21 protein-coding genes and 1 pseudogene are annotated in these 21,520 nt (G+C 70.7%); 10 read left to right on the plus strand and 12 right to left on the minus strand.

Going from position 1 to position 21,520, the window contains the following annotated elements; translation table 11 throughout:
• Positions 1–137: 137 nt before the first annotated feature.
• The 6 genes from ACGFIQ_RS15655 to ACGFIQ_RS15680 all read right to left on the minus strand — a co-directional run bounded on the left by ACGFIQ_RS15655 (position 138) and on the right by ACGFIQ_RS15680 (position 7,150).
• The gene (locus ACGFIQ_RS15655) at positions 138–1,700 is read right to left on the minus strand and encodes a fused MFS/spermidine synthase (RefSeq protein WP_393244053.1); all 1,563 of its coding nucleotides are present in this window, start codon (positions 1,698–1,700) and stop codon (positions 138–140) included.
• 36 nt (positions 1,701–1,736) lie between these two features.
• Positions 1,737–2,753, minus strand: coding sequence for a coiled-coil domain-containing protein (locus ACGFIQ_RS15660; RefSeq protein WP_393244055.1), 1,017 nt, complete (start codon positions 2,751–2,753; stop codon positions 1,737–1,739).
• Positions 2,754–2,969: 216 nt separating this feature from the next.
• Positions 2,970–3,779 carry an inositol monophosphatase family protein gene (locus ACGFIQ_RS15665; RefSeq protein ID WP_393244057.1) on the minus strand — a complete coding sequence of 270 codons (810 nt, stop codon included), beginning with the start codon at positions 3,777–3,779 and terminating at the stop codon, positions 2,970–2,972.
• Positions 3,772–4,224 (minus strand): response regulator, encoded by a 453-nt coding sequence (locus tag ACGFIQ_RS15670; RefSeq protein ID WP_007465485.1) that lies wholly within the window; start codon positions 4,222–4,224, stop codon positions 3,772–3,774. The genes ACGFIQ_RS15665 and ACGFIQ_RS15670 overlap by 8 nt, the downstream gene beginning before the upstream one ends.
• The gene (locus tag ACGFIQ_RS15675; protein WP_393244059.1) at positions 4,221–5,954 is read right to left on the minus strand and encodes an ATP-binding protein; all 1,734 of its coding nucleotides are present in this window, start codon (positions 5,952–5,954) and stop codon (positions 4,221–4,223) included. The genes ACGFIQ_RS15670 and ACGFIQ_RS15675 overlap by 4 nt, the downstream gene beginning before the upstream one ends.
• A complete protein-coding gene (locus ACGFIQ_RS15680) occupies positions 5,951–7,150 on the minus strand; it encodes a PP2C family protein-serine/threonine phosphatase (protein ID WP_393244061.1) in 1,200 nt (399 codons plus the stop codon). The genes ACGFIQ_RS15675 and ACGFIQ_RS15680 overlap by 4 nt, the downstream gene beginning before the upstream one ends.
• 270 nt (positions 7,151–7,420) lie before the next feature.
• Here ACGFIQ_RS15680 and ACGFIQ_RS15685 point away from each other — a divergent pair, with 270 nt between their 5' ends.
• Entirely contained in the window at positions 7,421–9,841 is a 2,421-nt protein-coding gene (locus ACGFIQ_RS15685) for a M28 family peptidase (RefSeq protein ID WP_393244063.1), read from the plus strand.
• A 317-nt stretch (positions 9,842–10,158) separates the two neighbouring features.
• On the opposite strand, the gene ACGFIQ_RS15690 is transcribed toward ACGFIQ_RS15685, so the two are convergent.
• On the minus strand, positions 10,159–10,641 hold the full coding sequence (locus ACGFIQ_RS15690) for an SRPBCC family protein (RefSeq protein WP_393244065.1): 483 nt from the start codon (positions 10,639–10,641) through the stop codon (positions 10,159–10,161).
• Entirely contained in the window at positions 10,638–10,958 is a 321-nt protein-coding gene (locus ACGFIQ_RS15695; RefSeq protein ID WP_393244067.1) for an ArsR/SmtB family transcription factor, read from the minus strand. The genes ACGFIQ_RS15690 and ACGFIQ_RS15695 overlap by 4 nt, the downstream gene beginning before the upstream one ends.
• A 143-nt stretch (positions 10,959–11,101) precedes the next feature.
• Here ACGFIQ_RS15695 and ACGFIQ_RS15700 point away from each other — a divergent pair, with 143 nt between their 5' ends.
• Positions 11,102–11,593, plus strand: coding sequence for a hypothetical protein (locus ACGFIQ_RS15700; RefSeq protein ID WP_393244069.1), 492 nt, complete (start codon positions 11,102–11,104; stop codon positions 11,591–11,593).
• Positions 11,594–11,663: 70 nt separating this feature from the next.
• On the opposite strand, the gene ACGFIQ_RS15705 is transcribed toward ACGFIQ_RS15700, so the two are convergent.
• Complete coding sequence (locus ACGFIQ_RS15705) at positions 11,664–13,112, minus strand: ATP-binding protein (RefSeq protein WP_393244071.1); 1,449 nt, start codon at positions 13,110–13,112, stop codon at positions 11,664–11,666.
• Between the two features lie 83 nt (positions 13,113–13,195).
• Here ACGFIQ_RS15705 and ACGFIQ_RS15710 point away from each other — a divergent pair, with 83 nt between their 5' ends.
• Both ACGFIQ_RS15710 and ACGFIQ_RS15715 read left to right on the plus strand, forming a co-directional pair.
• Positions 13,196–13,594: a hypothetical protein gene (locus ACGFIQ_RS15710; RefSeq protein ID WP_393244073.1), complete on the plus strand. Its 399-nt coding sequence runs from the start codon at positions 13,196–13,198 to the stop codon at positions 13,592–13,594.
• Positions 13,595–13,712: 118 nt separating this feature from the next.
• The gene (locus ACGFIQ_RS15715) at positions 13,713–14,426 is read left to right on the plus strand and encodes a hypothetical protein (protein ID WP_393244075.1); all 714 of its coding nucleotides are present in this window, start codon (positions 13,713–13,715) and stop codon (positions 14,424–14,426) included.
• Between the two features lie 428 nt (positions 14,427–14,854).
• On the opposite strand, the gene ACGFIQ_RS15720 is transcribed toward ACGFIQ_RS15715, so the two are convergent.
• Together ACGFIQ_RS15720 and ACGFIQ_RS15725 are read right to left on the minus strand one after the other, a co-directional pair.
• Positions 14,855–15,154, minus strand: a complete 300-nt coding sequence (locus tag ACGFIQ_RS15720; RefSeq protein ID WP_393244077.1) for a flavin reductase — start codon at positions 15,152–15,154, stop codon at positions 14,855–14,857.
• Entirely contained in the window at positions 15,154–15,450 is a 297-nt protein-coding gene (locus ACGFIQ_RS15725) for a hypothetical protein (protein WP_393244079.1), read from the minus strand. The genes ACGFIQ_RS15720 and ACGFIQ_RS15725 overlap by 1 nt, the downstream gene beginning before the upstream one ends.
• A 281-nt stretch (positions 15,451–15,731) precedes the next feature.
• Between ACGFIQ_RS15725 and ACGFIQ_RS15730 the strand changes: the two genes are divergently transcribed.
• Together ACGFIQ_RS15730 and ACGFIQ_RS15735 are read left to right on the plus strand one after the other, a co-directional pair.
• Positions 15,732–16,901: a multiprotein-bridging factor 1 family protein gene (locus tag ACGFIQ_RS15730; RefSeq protein WP_393244081.1), complete on the plus strand. Its 1,170-nt coding sequence runs from the start codon at positions 15,732–15,734 to the stop codon at positions 16,899–16,901.
• Between the two features lie 23 nt (positions 16,902–16,924).
• Positions 16,925–17,167 (plus strand): annotated as a pseudogene (locus ACGFIQ_RS15735) (XRE family transcriptional regulator); the annotation flags it as partial.
• Here the strand turns inward: ACGFIQ_RS15735 and ACGFIQ_RS15740 are convergent.
• Complete coding sequence (locus ACGFIQ_RS15740) at positions 17,168–17,734, minus strand: NUDIX hydrolase (protein WP_393244083.1); 567 nt, start codon at positions 17,732–17,734, stop codon at positions 17,168–17,170.
• Between the two features lie 116 nt (positions 17,735–17,850).
• Between ACGFIQ_RS15740 and ACGFIQ_RS15745 the strand changes: the two genes are divergently transcribed.
• The 4 genes from ACGFIQ_RS15745 to ACGFIQ_RS15760 all read left to right on the plus strand — a co-directional run bounded on the left by ACGFIQ_RS15745 (position 17,851) and on the right by ACGFIQ_RS15760 (position 21,263).
• The gene (locus ACGFIQ_RS15745) at positions 17,851–18,276 is read left to right on the plus strand and encodes a MerR family transcriptional regulator (protein WP_393244085.1); all 426 of its coding nucleotides are present in this window, start codon (positions 17,851–17,853) and stop codon (positions 18,274–18,276) included.
• Between the two features lie 77 nt (positions 18,277–18,353).
• Positions 18,354–19,799 (plus strand): MFS transporter, encoded by a 1,446-nt coding sequence (locus tag ACGFIQ_RS15750; protein ID WP_393244087.1) that lies wholly within the window; start codon positions 18,354–18,356, stop codon positions 19,797–19,799.
• A gap of 60 nt (positions 19,800–19,859) precedes the next feature.
• Positions 19,860–20,777, plus strand: coding sequence for a TIGR03619 family F420-dependent LLM class oxidoreductase (locus ACGFIQ_RS15755; RefSeq protein ID WP_393244088.1), 918 nt, complete (start codon positions 19,860–19,862; stop codon positions 20,775–20,777).
• A gap of 276 nt (positions 20,778–21,053) precedes the next feature.
• The gene (locus ACGFIQ_RS15760) at positions 21,054–21,263 is read left to right on the plus strand and encodes a hypothetical protein (protein WP_393244090.1); all 210 of its coding nucleotides are present in this window, start codon (positions 21,054–21,056) and stop codon (positions 21,261–21,263) included.
• Positions 21,264–21,520: the final 257 nt, after the last annotated feature.

Genomic DNA, 21,520 nt, shown 5'->3' on the forward strand with positions numbered 1-21,520 from the left:
CCGCGCCCGGGCCGCGCGGGGGTGCCCGCCCCCCGCCGCCGCGGTGCGGCGACCCCGGTCACGTCCCAGCCCGCCCCCCCCCGCCCGGGGCCCCCCCCCCCCCCCCCCCCCCCCCCCCCCCCCCCCCCCACGCCCCCCTAGGCGGTGGCCAGCAGTTGGTCCACCGGGGCGTAGTCGTCGGTCAACACCAGCGCCCCGCCGACGAAGTCCGTCAGCTCGGTGCCGGAGAGCAGGCTGACCTTCGGGTCCACCTCGGCCAGTCGGGCCCGCACGGCCTCCAGCGGCAGCGGCGCTTCGGAGCCGACGATGAGGAAGTTGGCGCCCTGCTCCTCGGCGAGCGCCTCCGGCGGCGCGATCAACGCGACGTGCCGGAACTCGGCGGCCACCGTGGCCAGCTCGGCGCGGATGAACCGCAGCGGCGGGTAGTCGATGACGTTCTGCACGTACACGCCGCCGGGGCGGGTCACCCGCCGGATCTCGGCGACCATCTCCCGGGTCGCCAGGTGCCAGGGCACCACCAGGTGACCGAACGCGTCACCGACCACCAGGTCACGGCTGTCCGTCGGCTCGCCGGCGACGAGCAGCCGGGCGTCGCCCACCACCGCCCGCAGCTCCGGCCCGGTCCGTACGCCCAACTCCCGCTCACCCAGCTCGACCAGCCCGCCGTCGATCTCGAACACCAGGTTGTCGGTGCCCGGCCGGGTGGCGGTCAGGTAGCGCGGCACGGTGAATCCGCCGCCGCCCAGGTGCAGCGCGTCCAGCCGCTGACCGGCCGGCGCGGCGACGTCCGCGACGGCGCCGATCCACTTCGTGTACGCGTACTCCAGGTGTTTCGGGTCCGCGAGGTCCACGTACGAGTGGTGGGCCGAGTTGAGCAGCAGCGTCCGGCCGGTGGGCCGGTTCGGGTCGGTGGTGACCCGGGCGCAGTGGTACGCCGTCTCGATGTCGCACGGGTTCGGTGCCACGGTGGCGAGGCCCGCCCCGACCAGGCCGAGCACGGCCAGCGCGGCCCGGGTCCGGGCTGGACCGGGCAGCTCGGCGGGCTCCTGCCGGCGCAGATACCAGCCGAGGCCGATGCCGACCAGCCCGAGCGCGATCGCCAGGGTCAGCAGGATGACAGTGCTGCGCAGGGCGGCGACCAGCACGAAGCCGGTGAGCAGGGTCGCGGTGATGCCGCCCAGGGTGCCGATGCCGGAGAGTCGACCGACCACCTGGCCGGTGCGGCGCAGGTCGGCCAGTTGAAGCTTCACGACCAACGGGGTGACCGCGGCCAACAGCGCGGCCGGTACGAACACGGCAAGCGAGACCAGGAGCAGGATGCCGCTGGCCGCGCCACCGCGCAGCACCTCTCCGGCGTACCGGACGACGGGCAGGGTGACGGCGGTGGCGATGCCGGCCAGCACCAGCGCCGGGGCCAGCAGGCCGCGCGGGTTGCGCCGGTCGGCCAGCCAGCCGCCGGTCCACGCCCCGTAGGCGATCGCGGCCAGCGCGACACCGATCACCGAGCTGGTCACCTGGAGGGTCACCCCGACGTACGGGCCGACCAGGCGCAGCGCGACGGTCTCCAGCACCAGCACGGCACCGCTGGAGAAGAAGACCAGGAAGGCGGCCAGGCCGTTGGGCAGCGCCCGGCCGGTGACCGGCTCGGACGGGGCCGCGGCGGCCGGCGGGGCCGCGACGTCGGGCGTTGGGGAACTCATCGTCGCGATGGTACGCAGCGAAGCTGGCGTTCAGGGTCAGTACAGCGATAGATGAACGTGGTTCGTGTGCGACGCGGCGGGACTGCCGCTGCCGCTGTACGACCGCCACCCGGTGCCGGGATGCCAGATCTGCCGGTACCAGATCACGTAGAGCACGCCCAGTCGTTCGGCGTTGCGCACGTGCCAGGCGGCCAGGCTGTCGCCGTACGCCTTGTCGCCGCCTGTGGCGTTGCGATCCTCGAAGCCGTTCGTGGCGGCCGCGAAGTCGCAGGCACGCCCCTTCGGGTGCTCGCCGCCACCACCGCTGCGCTTGCAGGAGACGTGCCGCTTGTAGCCGGCCGCCTGGGTCTGCTTGAGCGCGTTGAGGGTGCGCGGGGTGATGCAGCCGGAGGTGGTCGGGTCCTTCACCGAGCACGACTCCGATGGCCAGGATCCGTCGGAGTTGCGCGGCGCCGGCTTCGCCGAGGCGGAGCTGCCACCGCTGAAACCGTTGCTGCTGCCCGAGCTGACCTCGGCGAGTGCCGCCTCGGCCTCCTTCTTCTTCTTCGCCATCACGGCGAGCTGCTTCTGCTGCTCGCGGACCTCCGCGTCGATGGCGACCTTCGCCTGTTGCGCCTGCTGCCGGGCGTCGACGAGGTCACGCAGCCGCTTGCTGTCCCGCTGGGCCATCAGGTCGAGGTCGCTTGCACGTTCCAGGAACGCCTGCGGCGTGGCGGTGTTGAGCAGCATCGACGCCGGGCCGAGCCGACCGATCCGGTAGGACTGTGCGGCCACCTCGCCGACCTGGGCGGTGAGCCCACCCATGCGGCCCTCGATCGCCGTCAACTCGCCGGTCAACGCCGTCTGGCGGCGCTTGGAGTTGTCGAGCTTGGCCTTGGCCTCGATGTGCCCCTTGGCGGTCAGCTCCAACGCGTCCTGCAGCTTCTTGCTGCCGCCCTCGCCGGGCTCGGCGTACGCCGGCACGGCGGCACCGCCGATCACCAGCGCGACGGCGGCGAGCAGGGCGAACAGAGCGCGGCGACCGAGCCGCGGGCGGAGCCTGGTCCTGGGCACGAAAGCGTCCTTCCGTCGACCGCCGGCCCCCGGTGAGCAACTGCACGGCGGCGTCCCCGCCGGCGCCGGTCGGCGGCCTGCTGGCGGAGACCGCCGGTCACGATACCGGACTGTGGGCCGCTGACCAGCCCCCTGACCGCCGGCATGCCCAGATGTCGACGGAGCGTCCCGGCACCGTCGCGCAGTGCGCGGATCAGCCCTCGCGCAGCGCGCGGATCAGGGGCCGAGGAGGGCGTCGCGCACCTCGGCCCAGACCTCCTCGTTGGCGGCGACGAGCAGACCACGGCCGTCGTCGGCGGGGTGGTAGTCGACGCCGTCGAACCGGCGGGCGACGCCACCGGCCGCGCGGACCAGCACGGTGCCCGGGGCATGGTCCCACGGCAGGGTGCGCCAGAAGAGGACGAACTGCTGCTCACCGGTGAGGATGTCCAGATACTCCCGGCCGGCGCAGTGCTGGCCGGGCAACAGCTCACCGAGCTGTCGACCGCCGGCGCGGACCCGGTCGCGGGTCTCCGGCGGCAGGAACTGGGTCATCGCCGCGCCACGCAGCTCGCCGCGCGGCGGCACCGAGATGGTGCCGTCCACCGGCTGGCCGTCGAGCAGGGTGCCGTCGTCCGCCCAGCCGGCCGCGAGGGTGTCGGCGAGCGGGTCGAGGATCCAGCCGGCCGTCGGCCGACCATCGGTCAGCAGCGACACCATCAGGGCGAACGGCCGACGACCGGCGGCGAAGTTGGCGGTGCCGTCGACCGGGTCGACCAGCCAGACGTCACCGGCGTCGCGCAGGTGCCGCAACAATCCCGGATCGTCGGCGACGCCCTCCTCACCGACCACCGTCGAACCCGGCCGCAGCCGGCGCAACCCCGCCGACAGCAACTCCTCGGCCCGGCGGTCGGCGACGGTGACCACCTCACCGGGTGCCTTCTCCGACACGTCGGCGTCGTCGAGCTTGCGGAACAGTGGCACGACGACCTGGTCGGCGGCCTCCCGCAGCAGGTCGCCAACGTCGTCGAGCAGGGTGTCAGCCACGCGGCGGCAGCTTGACCACGCTGACGAAGAACTCGTCGATCTGGCGGACCACCGAGATGAAGCGCTCGAAGTCCACCGGCTTGGTCACGTAGGCGTTGGCGTGCAGCTGGTAGCTGCGCAGGATGTCCTCGTCTGCCTGCGAGGTGGTGAGCACCACCACCGGGATCCGACGCAGTTCCGGATCGTTCTTGATCTCTTCCAGCACCTCCCGGCCGTCGCGCCGGGGCAGGTTGAGGTCGAGCAGGATCAGGTCGGGTGCGACGGCGTCCGCGTACTGGCCCTCCCGCCGCAGGTAGGCGAGCGCCTCGGCGCCGTCGGAGACGACTGTCAGCCGGTTACGCAGCTTGTGCTCCTCGAACGCCTCCTGGGTCATCAGCACGTCACCCGGGTCGTCCTCGACGAGCAGGACCTCGATCGGGCTCTTGCCATCCGCCGGCGCGGTCATCCCACCGTCTCCCTCATGTCACCCGTTCTACCGCCTTCCGGCGACCCGTCGGCCCGGTCCGGCCGGTCCGACCCGTCGGACTGCTCGGTCGGCGCTGCCGGAGCCTCGTTCGAGGGCGTGGCGTCGCCCGCCGGCAGGGCCTCCGGCTGCTCCGGGGAGTCGGCGGCGGCAGCCGCCTCCAGGTCCGCCGGAAGCGCCGGCAGCGTGAACCGGATCGCGGTGCCCTCCGGCACGTCGGTGTCCACCCAGACCCGGCCGCCGTGATATTCGACGATCTTCTTGACGATGGCCAACCCGATGCCGGTGCCCGGGTACGCGTCCTTCGAGTGCAGCCGCTGGAAGATCACGAAGATCTTGTCGGCGAACTCCGGCTCGATCCCGATGCCGTTGTCCTGACAGGTGATCTCCCACTCGGCGTCCACCAGCCGGGCCGAGACGTGCACCTTGGGCGGCACGTCCGCCCGGCGGAACTTGATCGAGTTGCTGACCAGGTTGGCCAGCAGGTTGGTGAGCAGCGGTTCCTCACCCGAGATCACCGGCAGGTCGGTCCAGGTCAGCTCGGCGTCGGCGTACTGCCGGGCGGCCTCGGTCTGGCCGGCCACGTCACCCATCACCTTGTTGAGGTCGACCTCGACGAAGCCGGTGGTGAGCCGACCGATCCGGGAGAACGCGAGCAGGTCGTTGATCAGGCGCTGCATCCGCTGCGCGCCGTCCACCGCGAAGGCGATGTACTGGTCGGCCCGCTCGTCGAGCTGCCCGGCGTAGCGGCGCTGGAGCAACTGGCAGAAGCTGGCCACCTTGCGCAGCGGCTCCTGCAGGTCGTGCGAGGCCACGTACGCGAACTGCTCCAGGTCGCGGTTGGACCGGGTCAACTCCTCGGCCTGCTTCTGTAGCTGGCTGTTGACCCACTCGATCCGCTCGCGGGCGGCCCGCACCTCGGCCAGGTCGGCGGCGATCTTCTGGCGCATCGCGTCCACGTCGTCGCCGAGCTGGATGAACTCCGGCGGGCCGGTGGTGGCGATGCGGTGCTGGTAGTCGCCCTCGGCGACCTCCCGTACCTGCGTGGCCAGGCCGGTCAGTGGCCGGACCACCATCCGGTCCAGTGAGAGCAGCAGCACCCCGCCGGCCACGACCACCACCAGGGCGGCCACGATCAGCAGGACGACAAGCACGTTACTGCTGGTACGCACGTCGTCGGCGGCCCGCTCCCGGGCGGCCAGGATCTCCTGCTGAAGGTCGTTCACCGCCGACCGCACCTGGTCGAACTGCTGCCGGGCCCGCTCGGTGACCAACGCCTGCCCCGCGCTGGTGCCACCCTGCTCGGTGGTGGCGATGACCGGCTCCGCCACCGACTGCCGCCACTGCCCGGTGCGCTCCTCGACGGCCTGCAACTCCTGGCCGATCTGCGGATAGTCGCGCAGCAGCGCCCGCATCGCGGCGATGACGCTCTTTTCCTGCGCGAGCCCCTCCTTGTAGGGGCCCAGGTCGGCTGGATCACCGCTGACCGCGTACCCACGGATCGCCGTCTCCTGGTCGAGCAGCGCGTTGAGCAGCTCCTGCGACTGCACCCGCAGTGGGCCGGTCTCGTTGAGCACGGCGTCGATCTGGGTGCGGTTGCGGGCGGCCATGGTCGCCTCAGCGGCGGCCAGGGCGATCAGCAGCAGCCCCACGACGGTGAGCAGCGTGATGACCCGGCGGCGCAGGCTCCAGCCGCCGATCACCGGCCTCACCGGCCACCACCCCGGCTCACCAGCAACATGGCCACGTCGTCGGCGAGCGGGCCACCGTTGATCTGCTCGGCCCGGCCGACCAGCCAGGCCGGCAGGGCCGGCAGCGACACCTCGCGGTTGGCCGGCTCGTCCAGCAGCCCGCTCAGGCCCGGCACGTCGAGTCGCTCGTTACCGGCGCCCACCCTCCCCTCGATGAGCCCGTCGGTGTACATCAGCAGGGACCAGTCATCGGTGTCGAACTCCAGGTCGTAGGCGATCGGCCGGCGGGGTCGTACGCCCAGCAGCAGGCCGCCGGGCGCGGGCACCGGGACGACCCGGCCGCCGGAGAGCAGCAGCGGCGGCGGGTGCCCGGCGAGTCGGACTGTGGCACGGTTGGCGTCCAGGTCCAGCCTGGTCGTGGCCACCGTCGCGAAGATCTCCTGAAGGCGGCGCTCACTCATCAGCACCTGCTCCAGCGCGGGCAGCACCTCGTCGTCCGGCACACCGGCGAGCACCAGGGCCCGCCAGGCCACCCGCAGCTCGACGCCGAGCGCGGCCTCGTCCACCCCGTGCCCACAGACGTCGCCGACGATCAGGTCGAGACGGTCCGGACGGGTCTGCACCACGTCGTAGAAGTCCCCGCCGATCAGCGCGGCGTGCCGGCCCGGCCGGTAGAAGGTGTGCACCGCCACCTGGTCGGTCGTCATCAGCGGCTGGGGCAGCAGGCCACGTTCGAGTCGGGCCGACTCGGCCTGGCGCAGCTCGACCTCGCGCAGCCGGCGGGCGTTCTCGTCGGCGCGCTTGCGCTCCACGGCGTAGCGCAGCGCCCGGGTCAGCAGCACCCCGTCGACCTGGCCCTTGACCAGGTAGTCCTGTGCGCCCTCGGCGACCGCCACGACGCCCAGGTGCTCGTCCGAGCGGCCGGTCAGCACGCAGACCGCGGCACCGCTGGACATCTCCAGCACCTGGCGCAGCCCGTCCAGCCCCTGTGCGTCGGGCAGGCCCAGGTCGAGCAGGACGCAGTCGACGTCGGCGATCCGCTGCCGGGCCTCGCGCAGGCTGGTGGCGACCAACAGGTCGATCATCGAGTTGGTCTCGGCGAGGAGCTCTCCGACCAGGAAGGCGTCGCCCTCGTCGTCCTCCACCAGCAGCACCCGCAACCGCTCGCCGGGCGGCAGGTCGGCGTGCCGCGCCAGGCCACCGTGCGGGTACGGCACAACTGGGGACCCGGTCAAGCCGGACCCCCGGTGCGGCCGGGTCACCGCCGCGAGACGCGGGAGTTCGCTGGTGATGTCGGGCTCCTTCCGAGTGCCCTGCTGATCCTGTATTAGACAACGGTCGCACACAACACGATGCCCACGGCACGGGCGGGGATGGGGCGGATCACTGCCCGCCCAGGGACAGGCAGCCGATCGGCCGTCCCGCCCCGGGCCCCCGAAAGGCAGGATGGTGCCACCCCCAGGCCCCACCACCCCCGAGGAGTTTCCGTGGGCGCACCTCCCACCCCGGCCACGACGGGCACGCCGGCCCGCGCGAGTCGGGGCGTACCCCCGGCGGACCGTGCACTGACCCGGCCGCACCGGCGGCTCGTGGCCGCCGCGGCGGCGCTCGTGGCGCTGGCCGCCGTCGGCGCCGGCAGCCTGCTCGACCTGCGCACGCCGACGCCGAAGCCGGCGGACGCCCCGGCGGGTGAGTTCAGCGCCGGCCGAGCGTACGAGCACGTCCAGGTGATCGCCGCCCGGCCGCACGCCGCCGGCAGCCCGGCCAACGACCAGGTCCGCGCGCACCTCGAACAGCAGTTGCGCGGGTTGGGCCTGGAGACCGAGGTGCAGGACACCGTGGCTCCGGAGGCCGGTCAACTCAGCGGGGCGGCGGGCGGGGCGACCCTGGCCCGGGTCCGCAACGTGGTGGCCCGGCTGCCCGGTACCCAGTCGACCGGCCGGGTCTTCCTGGTCGCCCACTACGACTCGGTGCAGACCGGGCCGGGCGGCAACGACGACGCGGCCGGCACCTCGGCAATCCTGGAGGTGGCCCGCGCGCTGACCACCGGCCCGCAGCCCCGCAACGACATCGTCTTCGTGTTGACCGACGCCGAGGAGGCGTGCCTCTGCGGGGCGTCCGCGTTCGCCGCCAGCCACCCGCTGGCCGCCGACGGCGGGGTGGTGCTCAACCTGGAGGCGCGCGGCTCCACCGGGCCGGTGATCATGTTCGAGACGTCCCGGAACAACGCGAAACTCGTGGACGTCTTCGGCCGGGCCGCCCCGCACCCGGTCGGCACCTCGTTCGCGGTGGAGATCTACCGGGCGCTGCCCAACGACACCGACTTCACCGCGTTCCTGGACCAGAGGTTCGTCGGGCTGAACTCGGCGTACATCGACGGCGGCGCGATCTACCACACCCCGTTGGACACACCGGCGGCCATGGACCGGGGCAGCCTCCAACAGCACGGGGACAACGCGCTGGGGCTGGCCCGGGAGTTCGGCCGGACCGACCTGGCCGACCTGCGCTCCGGGCACGACGCGACCTACTTCCCGGTCCCCGGTGGGCTGGTCCGCTACCCGGGCTGGCTCATCCTGCCGCTGGCCCTGCTCGCGGTGGCGGCGGTGGCCGCGCTGGGCTGGCTGACCCGCCGCAGCGGCCGGGCCGGCACCGGCCGGCTGGTCGCCGGCTTCGCGCTGGCCCTGGTGCCGATCGTCGCCGCGCCGGCCGCCGCCCAACTGCTCTGGCTGGCGATCACCACGATCCGACCGGGGTACGCGGAACTGCTCGACCCGTACCGTCCGATCTGGTACCGGTTGGCCGTCCTGGCGCTCGCCGCCGCAATCGTGTTCGCCTGGTACGCGCTGCTGCGCCGCCGGATCGGCCCGGCCGCGCTGGCCGTGGGCGGGCTGGCCTGGCTGGCCCTGCTCGGGGTGCTGCTCGCCGTGGCGGTGCCCGGCGGGGCGTACCTCACCACCCTGCCGGCGCTGGCCGGCGCCCTCGGTGGGCTGGTCGCGCTGCGGACCCGGCAGACCGGTCCGTGGCCGGTGGTGGCGGTGACCGCCGCCGCGGCGGTCGGCGTGGTCATCCTGTTGCCCACTGTGGTGCTGCTCTTCCCCGCGCTGGGGATGGCGATGGGCGGGGTGGCCGCGCTTGTCGCGGTGCTGCTCGGCCTGACGGCCCTGCCGGTGGTCGATCTGCTGCACCCGCAGGCTGGGGGCCAGCGCGGCCTGCGGGCGTTGCGGGCCCGCCGGCTCGGCCTGCTGCCGGCCGGGGCCGCCGCAGTGGCGGCGGTGGTGCTCGCCGGGGTCGGGCTGGGCGTCGACCGGTTCGACGCCGACCATCCCGCGCCCACCCACCTGATGTACGCGATGGACGCCGGCACCGGCCAGGCCCGCTGGCTCAGCCACGAGAGTGACCCGCAGTCGTGGACGGACGGTTACGTGGACGGAAAAGCCGACGTCGGCGACGACTTCCCCGGGCTCGGCGACGGTGAGCTGCGGGCCGGGCCGGCGCAGCCGGCGAACCTGCCGGCGCCGAAGCTGGACGTGGTGGCCGACACCACGTCCGGTGGAGAACGCACCCTGCGGCTGCGGCTCACCCCACAGCGGGCCCCCCGGATCGCCACCCTGCACGTCGACACGTCGACGGCCACCGTGCTGCGGGCCGAGGTGGCCGGGCGGCCGGTGCCGGTGGAGCCCCGCGCGGGCAGGTGGGGCTTCGGGCTGGTGTTCCACGCCCCGCCCACCGAGGGCATCGAGGTCACGTTGACCCTGCGGCCGATCGCCGGGCAGGTGTCGTTGCGGGCCATGGACGCCAGCGACGGGTTGGACGCGCTGCCCGGCTTCCGCCCCCGGCCGCCGGGCGTCGGCGTGGTCGGGTCACACAGCTCCGAGATGCTGGCGGTCGCCCGCACGTACCCCTTCTGACGGGTCGGCCGGCTGCGCTCGGCCGGCCGGCCCACCCAAGATCGTGCTCGATCCAGGAAAGAGGGCCCTCGACCACGAGCGAGGGGACTACAACCAGGATCGAGCACGATCACGCGAAAGGATGGGTCATTGACGACAGCGGATTCGTCGGCCGGACCACCGGCTATCCGACCCATCCGTCTGGATACCGCCACATCGGCGAAGTGGAGTGGATCAAGCGATGGTCGGCGGGCCGAGCCACATCCCTGCCGACTCGGCCCGCTTCCGTTGCTTGCTGCATTTCCCTGCCACACTCCTGCGGCGGCTGGGTCGCACCGTTAGCTTTCGCCACCGAAGAGGGAGTGGTAGCGGCTGAGGTAGAGGGGCCATCCGGTATCGCTGTCGACCCCGTCTCGGACCGACTCCCAGCCGGGGCCGTGCCGGTCGAGGTGGCGGTGCTCCAGCTCGATCCGGGTCTGGGCTGAAGTCTCGGCGACGAAGACGACTTCGACCTCGCTGGTGAGGTCCGGGTCGGTCTCGACCTGCCAGGTCGGTCCGATGTCCCAACTGAAGAGGACCCGGGTCGGCGGCTCGTACGCCAGGATGCGCGCCCATCGGCATTCGCTGCCGTCGGCACCCTGGTCGTAGATGTGCCCGCCGACCCTGGGCTCGAACACGGTCCCGACGATCGGGGCCTGGAGCAGGTTGTGCTCGCGCGGCTTGAAGTCGCCGAACCGCTCGGTGAACACGGTGAAGGCCCGCTCGATCGGCGCGTTGACGACGATCTGTCGGCGGACCACCGCCGTGGCTGCTTGCGTCATGAACTCTCCTCGGTCGATTCAACGACGTCCTGATAACCGTCCAACGCCCGGCGCCAGAAGGTGTCGAGCTGGTCCCGTAGGGCAGTCAGCCCAACTGGGCTGAGCCGGTAGACCCGGCGGGTCCCCACCGACTGGTCGACGACCAGGCCGGCGCTCTTGAGCACCTTGAGGTGCTGCGACACGGCAGGCCGGCTGATCGGCAGCTCGTCTGCCAGTTCCCCGACGGCGCGCGGACGCTCAGCCAGCCGCTGAACGATCGCGAGCCGGCTGGGGTCGCCCAGCGCCTCCCAGCCCGGATGCACTCCGTAAGTGGCCACGAACGTAAGCTACGACTTACCGATGCCGTCGTCAAGGCGAATCGTTGGACGGCTTTCCCTCAGGCCGGTGGCGCCTCAGCCATCTCGTCAACGGATGCACTCGCCGTCCACAGCCAAGGGTCACGCCTGCCACGATCAAGCCCATGCTGCGATCTGTCGAAGTAACAGCGGTCCTGACCCTCGCTGGCGCCCCCTTCCACAACCTGCACTGGAAGAGCAACGTGGAACTCAGCCTGGACTGCTTCATCTGCCAGAGAACCGGCCGCACCACCGGCTTGAAGCACGGCGCAGAACACGGCACCTGCTCCGGTGACAGCAAGACCGGCCGGCACCCGGCGGCCGCACGGATCTCCGCGTTCGACAGCACCTCCGAACGGGAACGGACGATCCTGCGGGCAGTGGTGGACTATTGGTGGGCGCCATTCCACGACGCCAAACGGGACCGGCCCTCGCTCGCACTGACCGGCGACCCCTGGGTCCGACTACACCTGGGCTATCTCTGCCCGGACCAGGTCCAGTCAGGCACCTTCTCCACCCAGACCAACCTGGTCCGCCCGCAGACCCACACCTGCGCGCACTGCGCGGCGCCCATCGCACACAGCCACGACGCGCCTCGCATCCAGCTCCTCACCTAGGGCGCCGGTTTCGGCCCCCCAGGCTCCGCGGTGACGTCGCGGCGGCCGGTCCCGTCCGCTTGGGGCGGCATCAGACCGACCACGCCCGCACGATGTCGTCGGGCCCCCAGACAAGGTCCACGGCCCCAGCCGGAAGGTTGACCCCAGAGCGACTGACGACGACCAGCCCGCTGGCCCCGGGCTGAAAACCCGGAATCATCGGGGCGTGGCGGCGCAGGTCGTCGAGATGGTGCCGGTCGAAGGGGCCGTCCTGCCACTTGATCGAGCCAGCGAACGCGATGCGGGAGGCGATCGGGGCGCGGTCGGCTCCGACAAGGTCGATCTCCGGGTTGGACTGCCGGTTCCACCAGCCGCCGACCTCCCAGGTGTCGGTCCAGGGCAACTCGCCGGCGCCAGCGGAGATGGCCAGCGCATCGCGGATGATCGGCTCGACGGCGGTGCCCCGCCAGGCGGACCACCGACTGTCGAGGGTGGCGCGAGCGGCAGCTGTCCGATCACGCAGAACCAGTTGCTGCACATCTCGCAAAATGGCCAGGTACAGGCGCAGGTTGCTGTCGGCGATTCGATACTGGGCCAGTTTGCTGGGCTTTGTGGAGAGCGGCTTGTCGACAGCCAGGATCCGTTTCTCCTCGACGAGCCGGTGCAGCAGCGGCGACAGGGTGCCGGAGCTGACCGGGCCACCCCGGTCCCCGGCGGCGGCGGCGATGTTGCTGAACGTGCGGCTACCTGTCCCGCCGACCGCTTCCAAGATGCGCCGGGCAGTGTCCGGAGCGGGAAACTCCGACGCCAGGGACTGTTCAGGGACGGTGAACAAGGCTGACGTCTTGTTGGCGATTTCCTGATTCAGGAAATCGGCGGGTGGCGTTCCCGGCAGCCATTCCAGGACGATACCGGGTAGCCCACCGGTGATCAGGTACGCATCGATCGCGTCCGCGCCGCCCAACCCGGTCACGGCGGCGGTTTCGGCAGGATTGAACGGGCCGAGGACCATGTTCGTGGCCCTTCCGTAGAACGGCCGGTCGTACTCGGTGAATCGCCGCATCATGTGCAGATCACTGCCGAGCAGCAGCAGGAGCACTGGCTTGCTGGAGATGAGCCGGTCCCAGGCGACCTGAAGGTGCCCGTCGAACGTCGCGTCCTGCTCGGAGATCCAGGGCAGTTCGTCCAGGACGACCACACTCGGCGTATCGGGTAGGACACCCGCCAGGACCCGCAGCATGTCTCCCCAGCCACCGGCCGGCGGCTGGGACGGCAGAAGATCACGACCGCCAGCGGTGAGCAGCGACGAGTCGCGCAGGGCACCGAGAAAATAGCCGACCGCTTCGATGCTCGACGCGCCCTTGACCGCGGTGTAGAAGCAGTACGGCAGGTCGACCCGGTCGCACAACTCCTGCACCAGCCGCGACTTGCCCACCTGCCGTCGGCCACGGACGGCGACAGATCGCCCCTCGCCGGTGCGCTTCACTTGATCAAGCTGCCGGCCGAGCAGGTCGAGTTCCGCACGACGCCCGACGAACATCGGCGCTCCCGAAGCTAGATTGAATCTTACTTCGAAGCAGTCTACCTAGATTCGGCGTCGCCCAGAGGCGCTAACTTCCTGCGGTGAGCTACGACATGGTCGTTCAGCGGTTCGAACAGGGCGATGCCGTCCCAATGCCGGGTGTTGCCTTCCTGGCCGCCTTCGCGCCCAGGGCCGACCATCGGGAGCCGCAGTACAACTACTGGCACATCGACGCCGACGACGGCGGCACTGCGGACGTCTACGCCGCCCTTGCCGACGACACGCTACGCAGCCTGATGATCAGCCGGTTCTCTGGCGGCGCCATTCTCGACATGCTCGTTACGTTCGTCGGCCTCGCCGATGCCGTTGTGCTTCCACCTGGCTGCCCCGCTCTGCTCGCACACGAAGGTCAGCGGGGCCACCTACCCGAGGATCTTCGCGCCGACGCCGTGGTCGTTCAGTCCGGGGCGGACGTGGAGCGCGTCCTTCGGAACTGCTAGGCGATGTGCAGCGCACAGGACTGGACACGAGACGTGCTGCCCTCGCATCCCACCATGTCCTTCACAAGATCCGTTAGGCCGGTTGATGACGGAGTGGGCCGGCGGAGACGATGCCGATATGGACGCATGGGCAGACGGCGACCTGGATGGCGAGTTCGAGCGGCAGCTTGACGACCTCCTGGCCGAGCTGAACTCAGACTGGGTGGAGCCCGAACTGCCGCCGAGGTTCGCGAGTAACGAGGCTTTCCGTCGATACCACCGGAGGGGCGGCAAACGCTGGCAGCTTGCCTGCGTCCTTCGAGAACGCCCTGACCTGGCGGCCACCCTGGCCGACCGAGTCCTGGCCACCGTGGTCTGCGACGAAGACGTGGCCGCCAATCGCCAACTCATCGAGCCGATGTTGGCGGCGGTGGGCCGCCGCAGGGTCCAGGAGTACCTCATCTCGATCGTCACCTCTGGATCACTGCTGCAACGCGTCTGCGCGGTCCGCGCCTGGTATTGGTCGCAGGCCGTGCTCGTGTACGAGTCACCTGAGGCCGTGACCAGCGGGCAGCCCACGACGAGTAGCCAAGCCCAGGATGATGAGGTTGCCGACCTGCGCGCGTGGTACCGCGCAGCCTGCCTCACCGCCTTCGTCGACTGCGACCACAACCCCACACGCGAATGGCTCGCCCGAGGCTTCATCCTGGACGAGTCCTTCTATCCGTCGAATCTGCACCGCCGGGTGGCTGCGGCCCGCGCTATCGCCGAAACCGACCCGACCCGGTTCAAGGAACTCATCGCCGCGACCACGGACGGAACGAACCTCGCTGCCAGCCATTCGGCCCGCTGATGGTCGCTGAACTCGGCGTCACTCTACGTCCTGAAACAACCACGCCTGCCGTAACCCGACTGCCAGCCCGGAAGCCGCCGTCCCGGTTGCAGCCCGGTTAGTCGCCCTACTCGACCGACGTCGGCCTTCCCTCGCTGCGTCGCCCAGAGCGCCCGAGCGCCCCGCCGGAGGCAGGCCATGGTCGTCGCTCGCACCAGCGAAGCTCCGGGTCTGCCACCACTCCTGGCGGCCCGGGACTTCTTCGTATGTCGCGCCGCCGGCGGGCCTGCAACCGCTCGGGGTCGGCCCGTGCGCTTGCGCTAAGGACACGGAGTCCCCGAGCGGCGACCAATTCGGATCGGATTGGCCCTGGTCGGCGGAGCGGGCGGCCCCGCCCTCCTCGGGGGCGGGGCCGATTGCTGTCGCATCGTGAGTGGCCGTGGTGGCGGTCACCGGGTCCAGGACACGAACCGCTCGTGCAGCTCCGCGGCCGGGGTGTCCGGCATCTCGACGAGGGCGGCGTCCAGCAGCGACGCCAGGTACATGGACAGGCTGACCCGGTTCTCGCCGTACGTCTCGGCGAGACGAACGCGCGCGGGGTCGCAGGGCCACGGGGTCTCGCAGGTCCGGCAGTCCCACGTCGGCCGGCTGGGCAGATGCTCACCCTCCAGGCGGTCGGCGAGCGCTCTGGCCGACCGCTGCGCCAGGTCGGCGCGGGCCGCCCGGACCGTCGTGGGTTCCTCGCCCATCACTGGGCCGCTCCAACGTAGCGGGCGTAGATGGTGATCCGACCGTCGACGGTGCGGGCTCCCACCTCGAACGCGCCGGCCGGCCGCCACGCCAGCACGGCACCCTCGCGGATGCGCGTGCAGTGCGCGCGGGCGTTGGCGCCCTCGGCGACGACACCCCACTCACCGGGCCGGGCACGCAGCTCGTCGGCCATCCGCCGGACCCGCTCCACCGGGCTCATCCCGTCGCGGGTGGCCGGTCGACGAGTCACCGGCGGCGGAGTCTCCCACCGAATGATGGCCTGGCTCTGGCTCACCGCATGTCCCCGCAGGTGCGAGGGGCCGCGCCCGGCGGCAGCGTGGGCGGGTCGGCCCACTCAGGTTCGGGGTGGGTGCCACCGGGCTCGCCCTGGTCGAGCTGCACTGGCCGGCGGCGCCAGCGGAACGGTCGGATCATCACGACAACCTCCACGCGGCATCCTCGTTACTGCTCGTATCCGTGCGTTCTACCCTGCGGCGGTACCCTCAGTGGAGTCGATGGGTTGCGGGTTGTCGGGGAGCATCAGCAACCCGGCAACCCCCGGCGGAAGGCAGAGACATGCCATCGTTCGGCGCTCAGATGCGAGCAGCACGGGAGGCCCGAGGCCTCAGCCTGGCCGGCCTCGCCGAGCTGCTTCCCGCCGACAAGGGTCACCTGTCCCGGATCGAGAATGGCCACCGTCGGCCCGGTGAAGACCTGGCCCGTCGAGTCGACGAAGTCCTTGGCACCCGCGGCGAGCTGATCACGTGCGCTGCCCTGGACGTGTCCGCCGCCTTGGATGCCCGACCTTGGGAAACCGCCGAGCTACTGCACCGGATGCGCGCCAACGACACCTCTCCCGCCACCATTGAAACCTTGCAGGCGACCGTCACAGAGCTGTGCTGCCAGTACGGGTGGCGAGATGCCCGGGAACTCCGCGCCGAAGGCCAGGGCTGGATCCGCGAGGTTGTCCGGCTGCTACACCGCCCGACCGGGCTACGGCAGCACCAAGAGCTACTGGTCTGCGCCGGATGGCTGGCGCTTCTGGTCGGCTGCGTCGAGTACGACCTCGGGATGCGGGCCGGCGCGGAAGCCACTCGCACGGCCGCCCGTCAGCTCGGCGACGAAGCCGGCCACACCGGCATCACCGGCTGGTCGTGGGAGATGGCCGCATGGTTTGCCCTCACCCAGTCACGCCACGGCGCGGTGCTGGCCGCCTCCCGTGCCGGACAACGGGCCGCCGGACGGCAAGGGGTGACGGTGCAACTGATCGCCCAGGAAGCTAAAGCGCTGGCTCGACTCGGTGACGCTCCCGCAGTACGCGAGGCGCTAGACCGTGGCCTCCAGTTACTCGACGCCCTGCCGGCACCGGACCGGCCCGACAACCACTTCGAAGTCGATCCCGACAAGTGGCTGTTCTACGCCATGGACGCCTACCGGCTCGCCGGCGACGACGCCCTGGCAGAGCACTACGCCACTGAAGTCATCCGCACCGGCACCAGTCCCAACGGCGTCGAGCGGTCACCGATGCGGGTAGCCGAGGCCCGCCTCACCCTCGCCGCCACCGCCGTGCGTTCCGGCGACCTGGAACGCGCGGTCGACTCGGGACTGGCGGCATTCACTGCGGCTCGGCGGTCCCTGCCATCCCTGCTGCTTGTCGCCGGTGAGGTCGACGCCGAGTTGCACCGCCGGTATCCACGGGAACACGCCACCCAAGACTTCCGGGAAGCGTTGAACGCGCTCAGGTAGGACTCTCCCCGTAGGACGCGAGACGGCCCGCCAGGGTGCGATCCTTCAACCTCACTCTCCTCGCCTCCATCCACGCCCACTGCGGCGAGCCCGATCGCGCCAGCGCCATCGGGGTCAAAGCGCTCACGCTGACCTCTCAGCTGCGGTCGGCCCGAGCCGTTCGGTACCTACGCGACCTGCAAACCGACCTCACCGCGCACCGCCGCAGGCCAGCCGTCCGACACTTCATCAACCGCGTCGACGTGACCCTCAGTCAACGCCGCTGACTACAGCTCACCCCCGGCTTTGCGCGCGACCAACTCCAACACCGCGATCACTGTGCCGGATCCCACGATCTCACCGCGGGACACGAGGTCCCGAGCTTCCGCAAGCGGCATCCAGGCCACCCGCTCGGCCTCGTTGATGTCCACCGGCGAACCAACATGTACCGCGTCGCGCGCAAGGAACAGCAGATTCTCCGCGTCCGCGGTCGCCACCCACGGCTGGAACGACAGCATCGGTTCCACCGCACCTGGACGCCATCCGGTCTCCTCCTCAACCTCCCGGACCGCGCATCTCGCCGGCTGCTCACCGTCGTCGACGTAACCCCCAGGCAGCTCCCACACCCACCTGTCGAACACGAACCGGTGCCGCCGCATCAGCAGCAGGCGCTCCTGCTCGTCAAGCACCGCAACCATGGCTGACCGGGGTGCCCGGATCACGTACTGCTCGAAACGGACCCCATCCGGCAGTTCCACGTCGGCAATGCTCAACCGCGCCCGCCGGCTGCCGTCCACCACCCGCTCACCGTGAATCGTCCATCGCGTCGACTCGGTAACCTGCTCCTCCGTCACATGCCCATTATCCGACCGCTGGCGAGGAGCCACGATCGTGAACACCGGCGCAATGATTGACCTTGACGCCAGTGTCAATGTTCTAGCATCGCCTTGGGCATGAGGGGATGATCGAGATGCGCATCGGAGAGCTGGCCGACAGTTGCGGCGTCAGCACCAGGTCCGTGCGGTACTACGAGCAACAGGGCCTGATTGCTCCACGTCGTGCCTCCAACGGATATCGGGAGTACGACGAATTGGCGGTGGTCAGAGTCCGAAACATTCGTGAGCTTCTTGAATCCGGCCTGACCGTCGAGGACATCCGGCTCTCGATCGAGAAGGGCTGCCTCGACCAGCCATTGAGCACCCTGCCCAGGTGTCCCGACGCCGTCAGGATCGCCGCCGACCGGCTCGGAGCCCTCGACCGGCGGATCGCCACGTTGCAGGACCTGCGCAGGCGGCTCGCCAGGCAGATCCTGGAGACCGAGACGGCGATGGCCTGCGACGGGACCCTCGTGGCCGACGAGCGGGTTCTCGCCAGCGCCACCTCCAACAGCCACTGAATCCCTGTACGACGGGCGGACCGGCGATCCGGACCGCCCGCTCGACGCTGCCCGGAACACCCCGTCAGGAGCCTGTCTTGACCATCGAACACGACGTTGAGACCGAGAACGATGCGGGCCTGTCGTCCCGGCACTGGCTGACTCTGACGGTCCTCGCTGGAGCGCTCGCGCTCGACATCGGCAGCATGAACGTCATCAACGCCGCGTTGCCGGGCATGCAGCGGCAGTTCGCGCTCGACAGCTCCGTCCTGCAATGGATCCTGACCGCGTACGCCGTCACGTTCGCCGGGTTCCTGCTGCTCGGCGGTCGCCTCGCCGACGTGTTCGGCCGCCGTCTGGTGTTCGGTCTCGGGGTCGCGCTGTTCACGGCGGCGGCGCTGGCTGGCGCCCTGGCCCCCAACGTCGAGGTGCTCATCGTCGGTCGCGCATTGCAGGGGCTGGGAGCGGCTCTGTCCGGCCCCGCCGCCATCGCGCTGCTGTCCGATGTCTTCCCTGTGGGGCCGGCCCGCAACCGGGCCTTCAGCATGTACGCGGCGGTCGGTGCCGCCAGCGGCAGCGGTGGTTTCGTGCTCGGCGGCGTGCTGACCGACCTGTTCGGCTGGCGGGCGGTGTTCGCGTTCTCCGTTGTCCTCGGCCTCCTGGTGCTGCTGCCCCTGCGGGCGGCCCTGCCGGCTACGCCCCGCAACCCGCATCCCCTCGACGTGCCGGGTGCGGTCCTGGTCACGGCGGGCCTGCTGTTGGCGGTCTTCGGTGTCAGCCGGGGCGGCTCGGCTGGCTGGGACGACGCCGGGGCGGCCGGCTCGGTCGCCTGCGCCGTCCTGCTGCTGGTCGGCTTCGTCGTCTGGGAGCGGCGTACGGCCGACCCGCTGCTGCCGCTGTCCGTGCTCCGGCCCGCTCCCGTGCGGTCTGCGACTCTCTCGGCGTTCCTGCTCTACACCGCAGCGCTGGGTCTGCAGTTCTTCGCCCCGCTCTACCTGCAGCAGATGCTGGGATACTCGCCGTTCCAGTCGGGTATCGCGGTGATGCCGTTCTCGCTGAGCGTCTTCCTCGTGGCCAACTTCTTCACCGGTCGCCTGCTGTCCCGCTTCGGCCAGAAGATCATGCTCGCCAGCGGGCTGGTGTTGATCGGTCTGGGCATCCTGGCCTGGGCGTGGACCCCATTGGACGGCAACTACTGGCGGCACATGCTGCCCGGCCTGATCGTCATCGGGATCGGCGTCGGCTCGGTGTTCCCCACCATGACCGCCGCGTCCCTGACCGGAGTCCCGGCGGAGCGGCACGGCGTGGCGGGCGCTGTGAACGTCACCGCCCAGCAGGTCGGCGCCAGCGTCGGTGTGGCGGCCCTGGTCGTCGTCGCAGCGACGACCACGGTCAGCGCCGACGGGCAGGCCGGTGTCCTGCATGGCTACCACGTCGCCTACGTGGTGGCGGCGGTCGCCTGTGTGCTCGGTGCCGTGCTGGTGAGCCTGGTCCCGTCCTGGGAGCGGGGCGCCTCGGCCGATGCCGAGTCCACAGCGGTCTGACCGGGCGGCGGACCGCGGTACCGCTGCTTCCTATGTCGCCATCATCCTCAGGAGACGGGTATGAGATTCGGACTCTCCCTCGAGCCGCAGGCGTGGCCGCGTGCCGGGGGTGACGCCATGCTCCGGGCAGCGCGTGATGCCGAGCGGATCGGTCTGGATTATGTCCTCATGTCCAACCACGTGCTGGAGAACCCGCACGGTGCTGGCCACGATCCGGTGGTCCTTCTGGCGGCGATCGCCGGCGCGACGACCCACATCGGTATCGCGACGAGTGTGCTGGTCCTGCCCTACTACCGGCCCGTGGTGCTGGCCAACCAGATCGCGACGCTGGACGTCATGTCGGCGGGTCGCCTGGTGGTCGCCGTCGGCACCGGATGGAATCCGCAGGAGTTCGACGCACTCGGGGTGCCGATCCGGCTCCGGGGCCAGCGGACCGACGAGTGCCTCGAAATCATGAAGGCCCTCTGGTCCGGCACCACCGGGGACCTGGATGACAGGTTCGCCGGCCTCCGCGAAGCGATCATCGGCGTCCCACCGCACCGACCCGGCGGGCCGCCGATCTGGGTGGGCGGACACAGCGACGCGGCGATCCGGCGTGCGCTGCGGTTCGGCGACGGCTGGCACGGCTCCGGCATCAACCACGAGGACGCACGCCTCTTCCGGCGCCGGATCGAGGAGCTTGCCGACGGTACGGGGCGCGATCCGGCGACGATCGAGATCAACACGGTCGGGTTCCTGGTGCCGCGGGGAATTCCGGCGGTCCGGCCAGTGCCGGGCCGGCTGCTCGGCGGCACCGACGCCACCACCGAAGCGATCGTCGAGGACCTGCGCCAGCTCGCCGACGCGGGTGTGACGATGTGCTCGTTGTGGATGCCCATTGACGGCGGCCTGGTGGGCGAGGCGTTGGAGTGGCTGGCCAGCGAGGTTCTTCCCCATGTGGAGCCGACGAGCTGGTCCGGTCCACGCCACCGAGCATGAAAGGCCGACGCCCGCGTGGGACGCCTGACCTCACGGCGAGGCCCCTACTTCCAGCGGTATTGATCTAGCCTAGGGGCGTAGGCAACCAAACCGGGCAACCGAGCGTCTGAGCTGCTGCTAGACCTGACATGGATGGTCAACGATGGTCACTGGTGGCTCTCCTTGGACGGCCCGGAAACGGCATGATCTTGGCGCGATTCGCGTCGGGCAGGGACGGACCCGAGCCTACGAGTTCGGGGCAACCTGGGGCTCGATCCCCTCGCTATGGTGAGCGACATGCATCTCCGGTACACCCGTAGCGGATCAGCCCGAGTCGGCGGCAACGTAGCGCTCGGAGCCGGTCTGCTGATCGCCCTGCTCATGGTCAGTCCGGAGAGCCCTCAAACCGGCGGCTACGTCCTGGCCAGCCTGCTCGTGCTGACGGGTGTGGGATTACGAGTCGAAGCAGCCCTCATCGCCTTGCACGAACAGCGCGGCGACCGATGATCCAGGGGATTTGAACCCCTGACCCCCTCTTACCGAACGTTACCGCCACGGATTTGTCATTGATCATCGGAAGTAGCCACTGACCTGCATAAACCTGGTCTGGGACTTGTCAATGCCTGTCACCCGTGGTCACCACTTTGCAGGGCTTTTCGGGGGGTGGACGGGGGCCATCCCAGCGTCCGGGTCTTCCGGCGGCGGGCAGCTATCGGAAGTTGGTGACCCGCAGGGGGGCACTCGGCGACCGATCCGCACCGAAG

Origin of the sequence: Micromonospora sp. NPDC048898 (assembly GCF_043198035.1) — a bacterium.
Taxonomy (GTDB): domain Bacteria; phylum Actinomycetota; class Actinomycetes; order Mycobacteriales; family Micromonosporaceae; genus Micromonospora.

What these genes read in the sequence shown, in the direction of transcription:
- ACGFIQ_RS15715 (WP_393244075.1), top strand. Translation starts at nt 13,713, where the DNA reads ATGGACGCATGGGCAGACGGCGACCTGGATGGCGAGTTCGAGCGGCAG.
- ACGFIQ_RS15700 (WP_393244069.1), top strand. Translation starts at nt 11,102, where the DNA reads ATGCTGCGATCTGTCGAAGTAACAGCGGTCCTGACCCTCGCTGGCGCC.
- ACGFIQ_RS15720 (WP_393244077.1), bottom strand. Translation starts at nt 15,154, where the DNA reads ATGGGCGAGGAACCCACGACGGTCCGGGCGGCCCGCGCCGACCTGGCG.
- ACGFIQ_RS15755 (WP_393244088.1), top strand. Translation starts at nt 19,860, where the DNA reads ATGAGATTCGGACTCTCCCTCGAGCCGCAGGCGTGGCCGCGTGCCGGG.
- ACGFIQ_RS15690 (WP_393244065.1), bottom strand. Translation starts at nt 10,641, where the DNA reads ATGACGCAAGCAGCCACGGCGGTGGTCCGCCGACAGATCGTCGTCAAC.
- ACGFIQ_RS15655 (WP_393244053.1), bottom strand. Translation starts at nt 1,700, where the DNA reads ATGAGTTCCCCAACGCCCGACGTCGCGGCCCCGCCGGCCGCCGCGGCC.
- ACGFIQ_RS15670 (WP_007465485.1), bottom strand. Translation starts at nt 4,224, where the DNA reads ATGACCGCGCCGGCGGATGGCAAGAGCCCGATCGAGGTCCTGCTCGTC.
- ACGFIQ_RS15745 (WP_393244085.1), top strand. Translation starts at nt 17,851, where the DNA reads ATGCGCATCGGAGAGCTGGCCGACAGTTGCGGCGTCAGCACCAGGTCC.
- ACGFIQ_RS15730 (WP_393244081.1), top strand. Translation starts at nt 15,732, where the DNA reads ATGCCATCGTTCGGCGCTCAGATGCGAGCAGCACGGGAGGCCCGAGGC.
- ACGFIQ_RS15705 (WP_393244071.1), bottom strand. Translation starts at nt 13,112, where the DNA reads ATGTTCGTCGGGCGTCGTGCGGAACTCGACCTGCTCGGCCGGCAGCTT.
- ACGFIQ_RS15760 (WP_393244090.1), top strand. Translation starts at nt 21,054, where the DNA reads ATGCATCTCCGGTACACCCGTAGCGGATCAGCCCGAGTCGGCGGCAAC.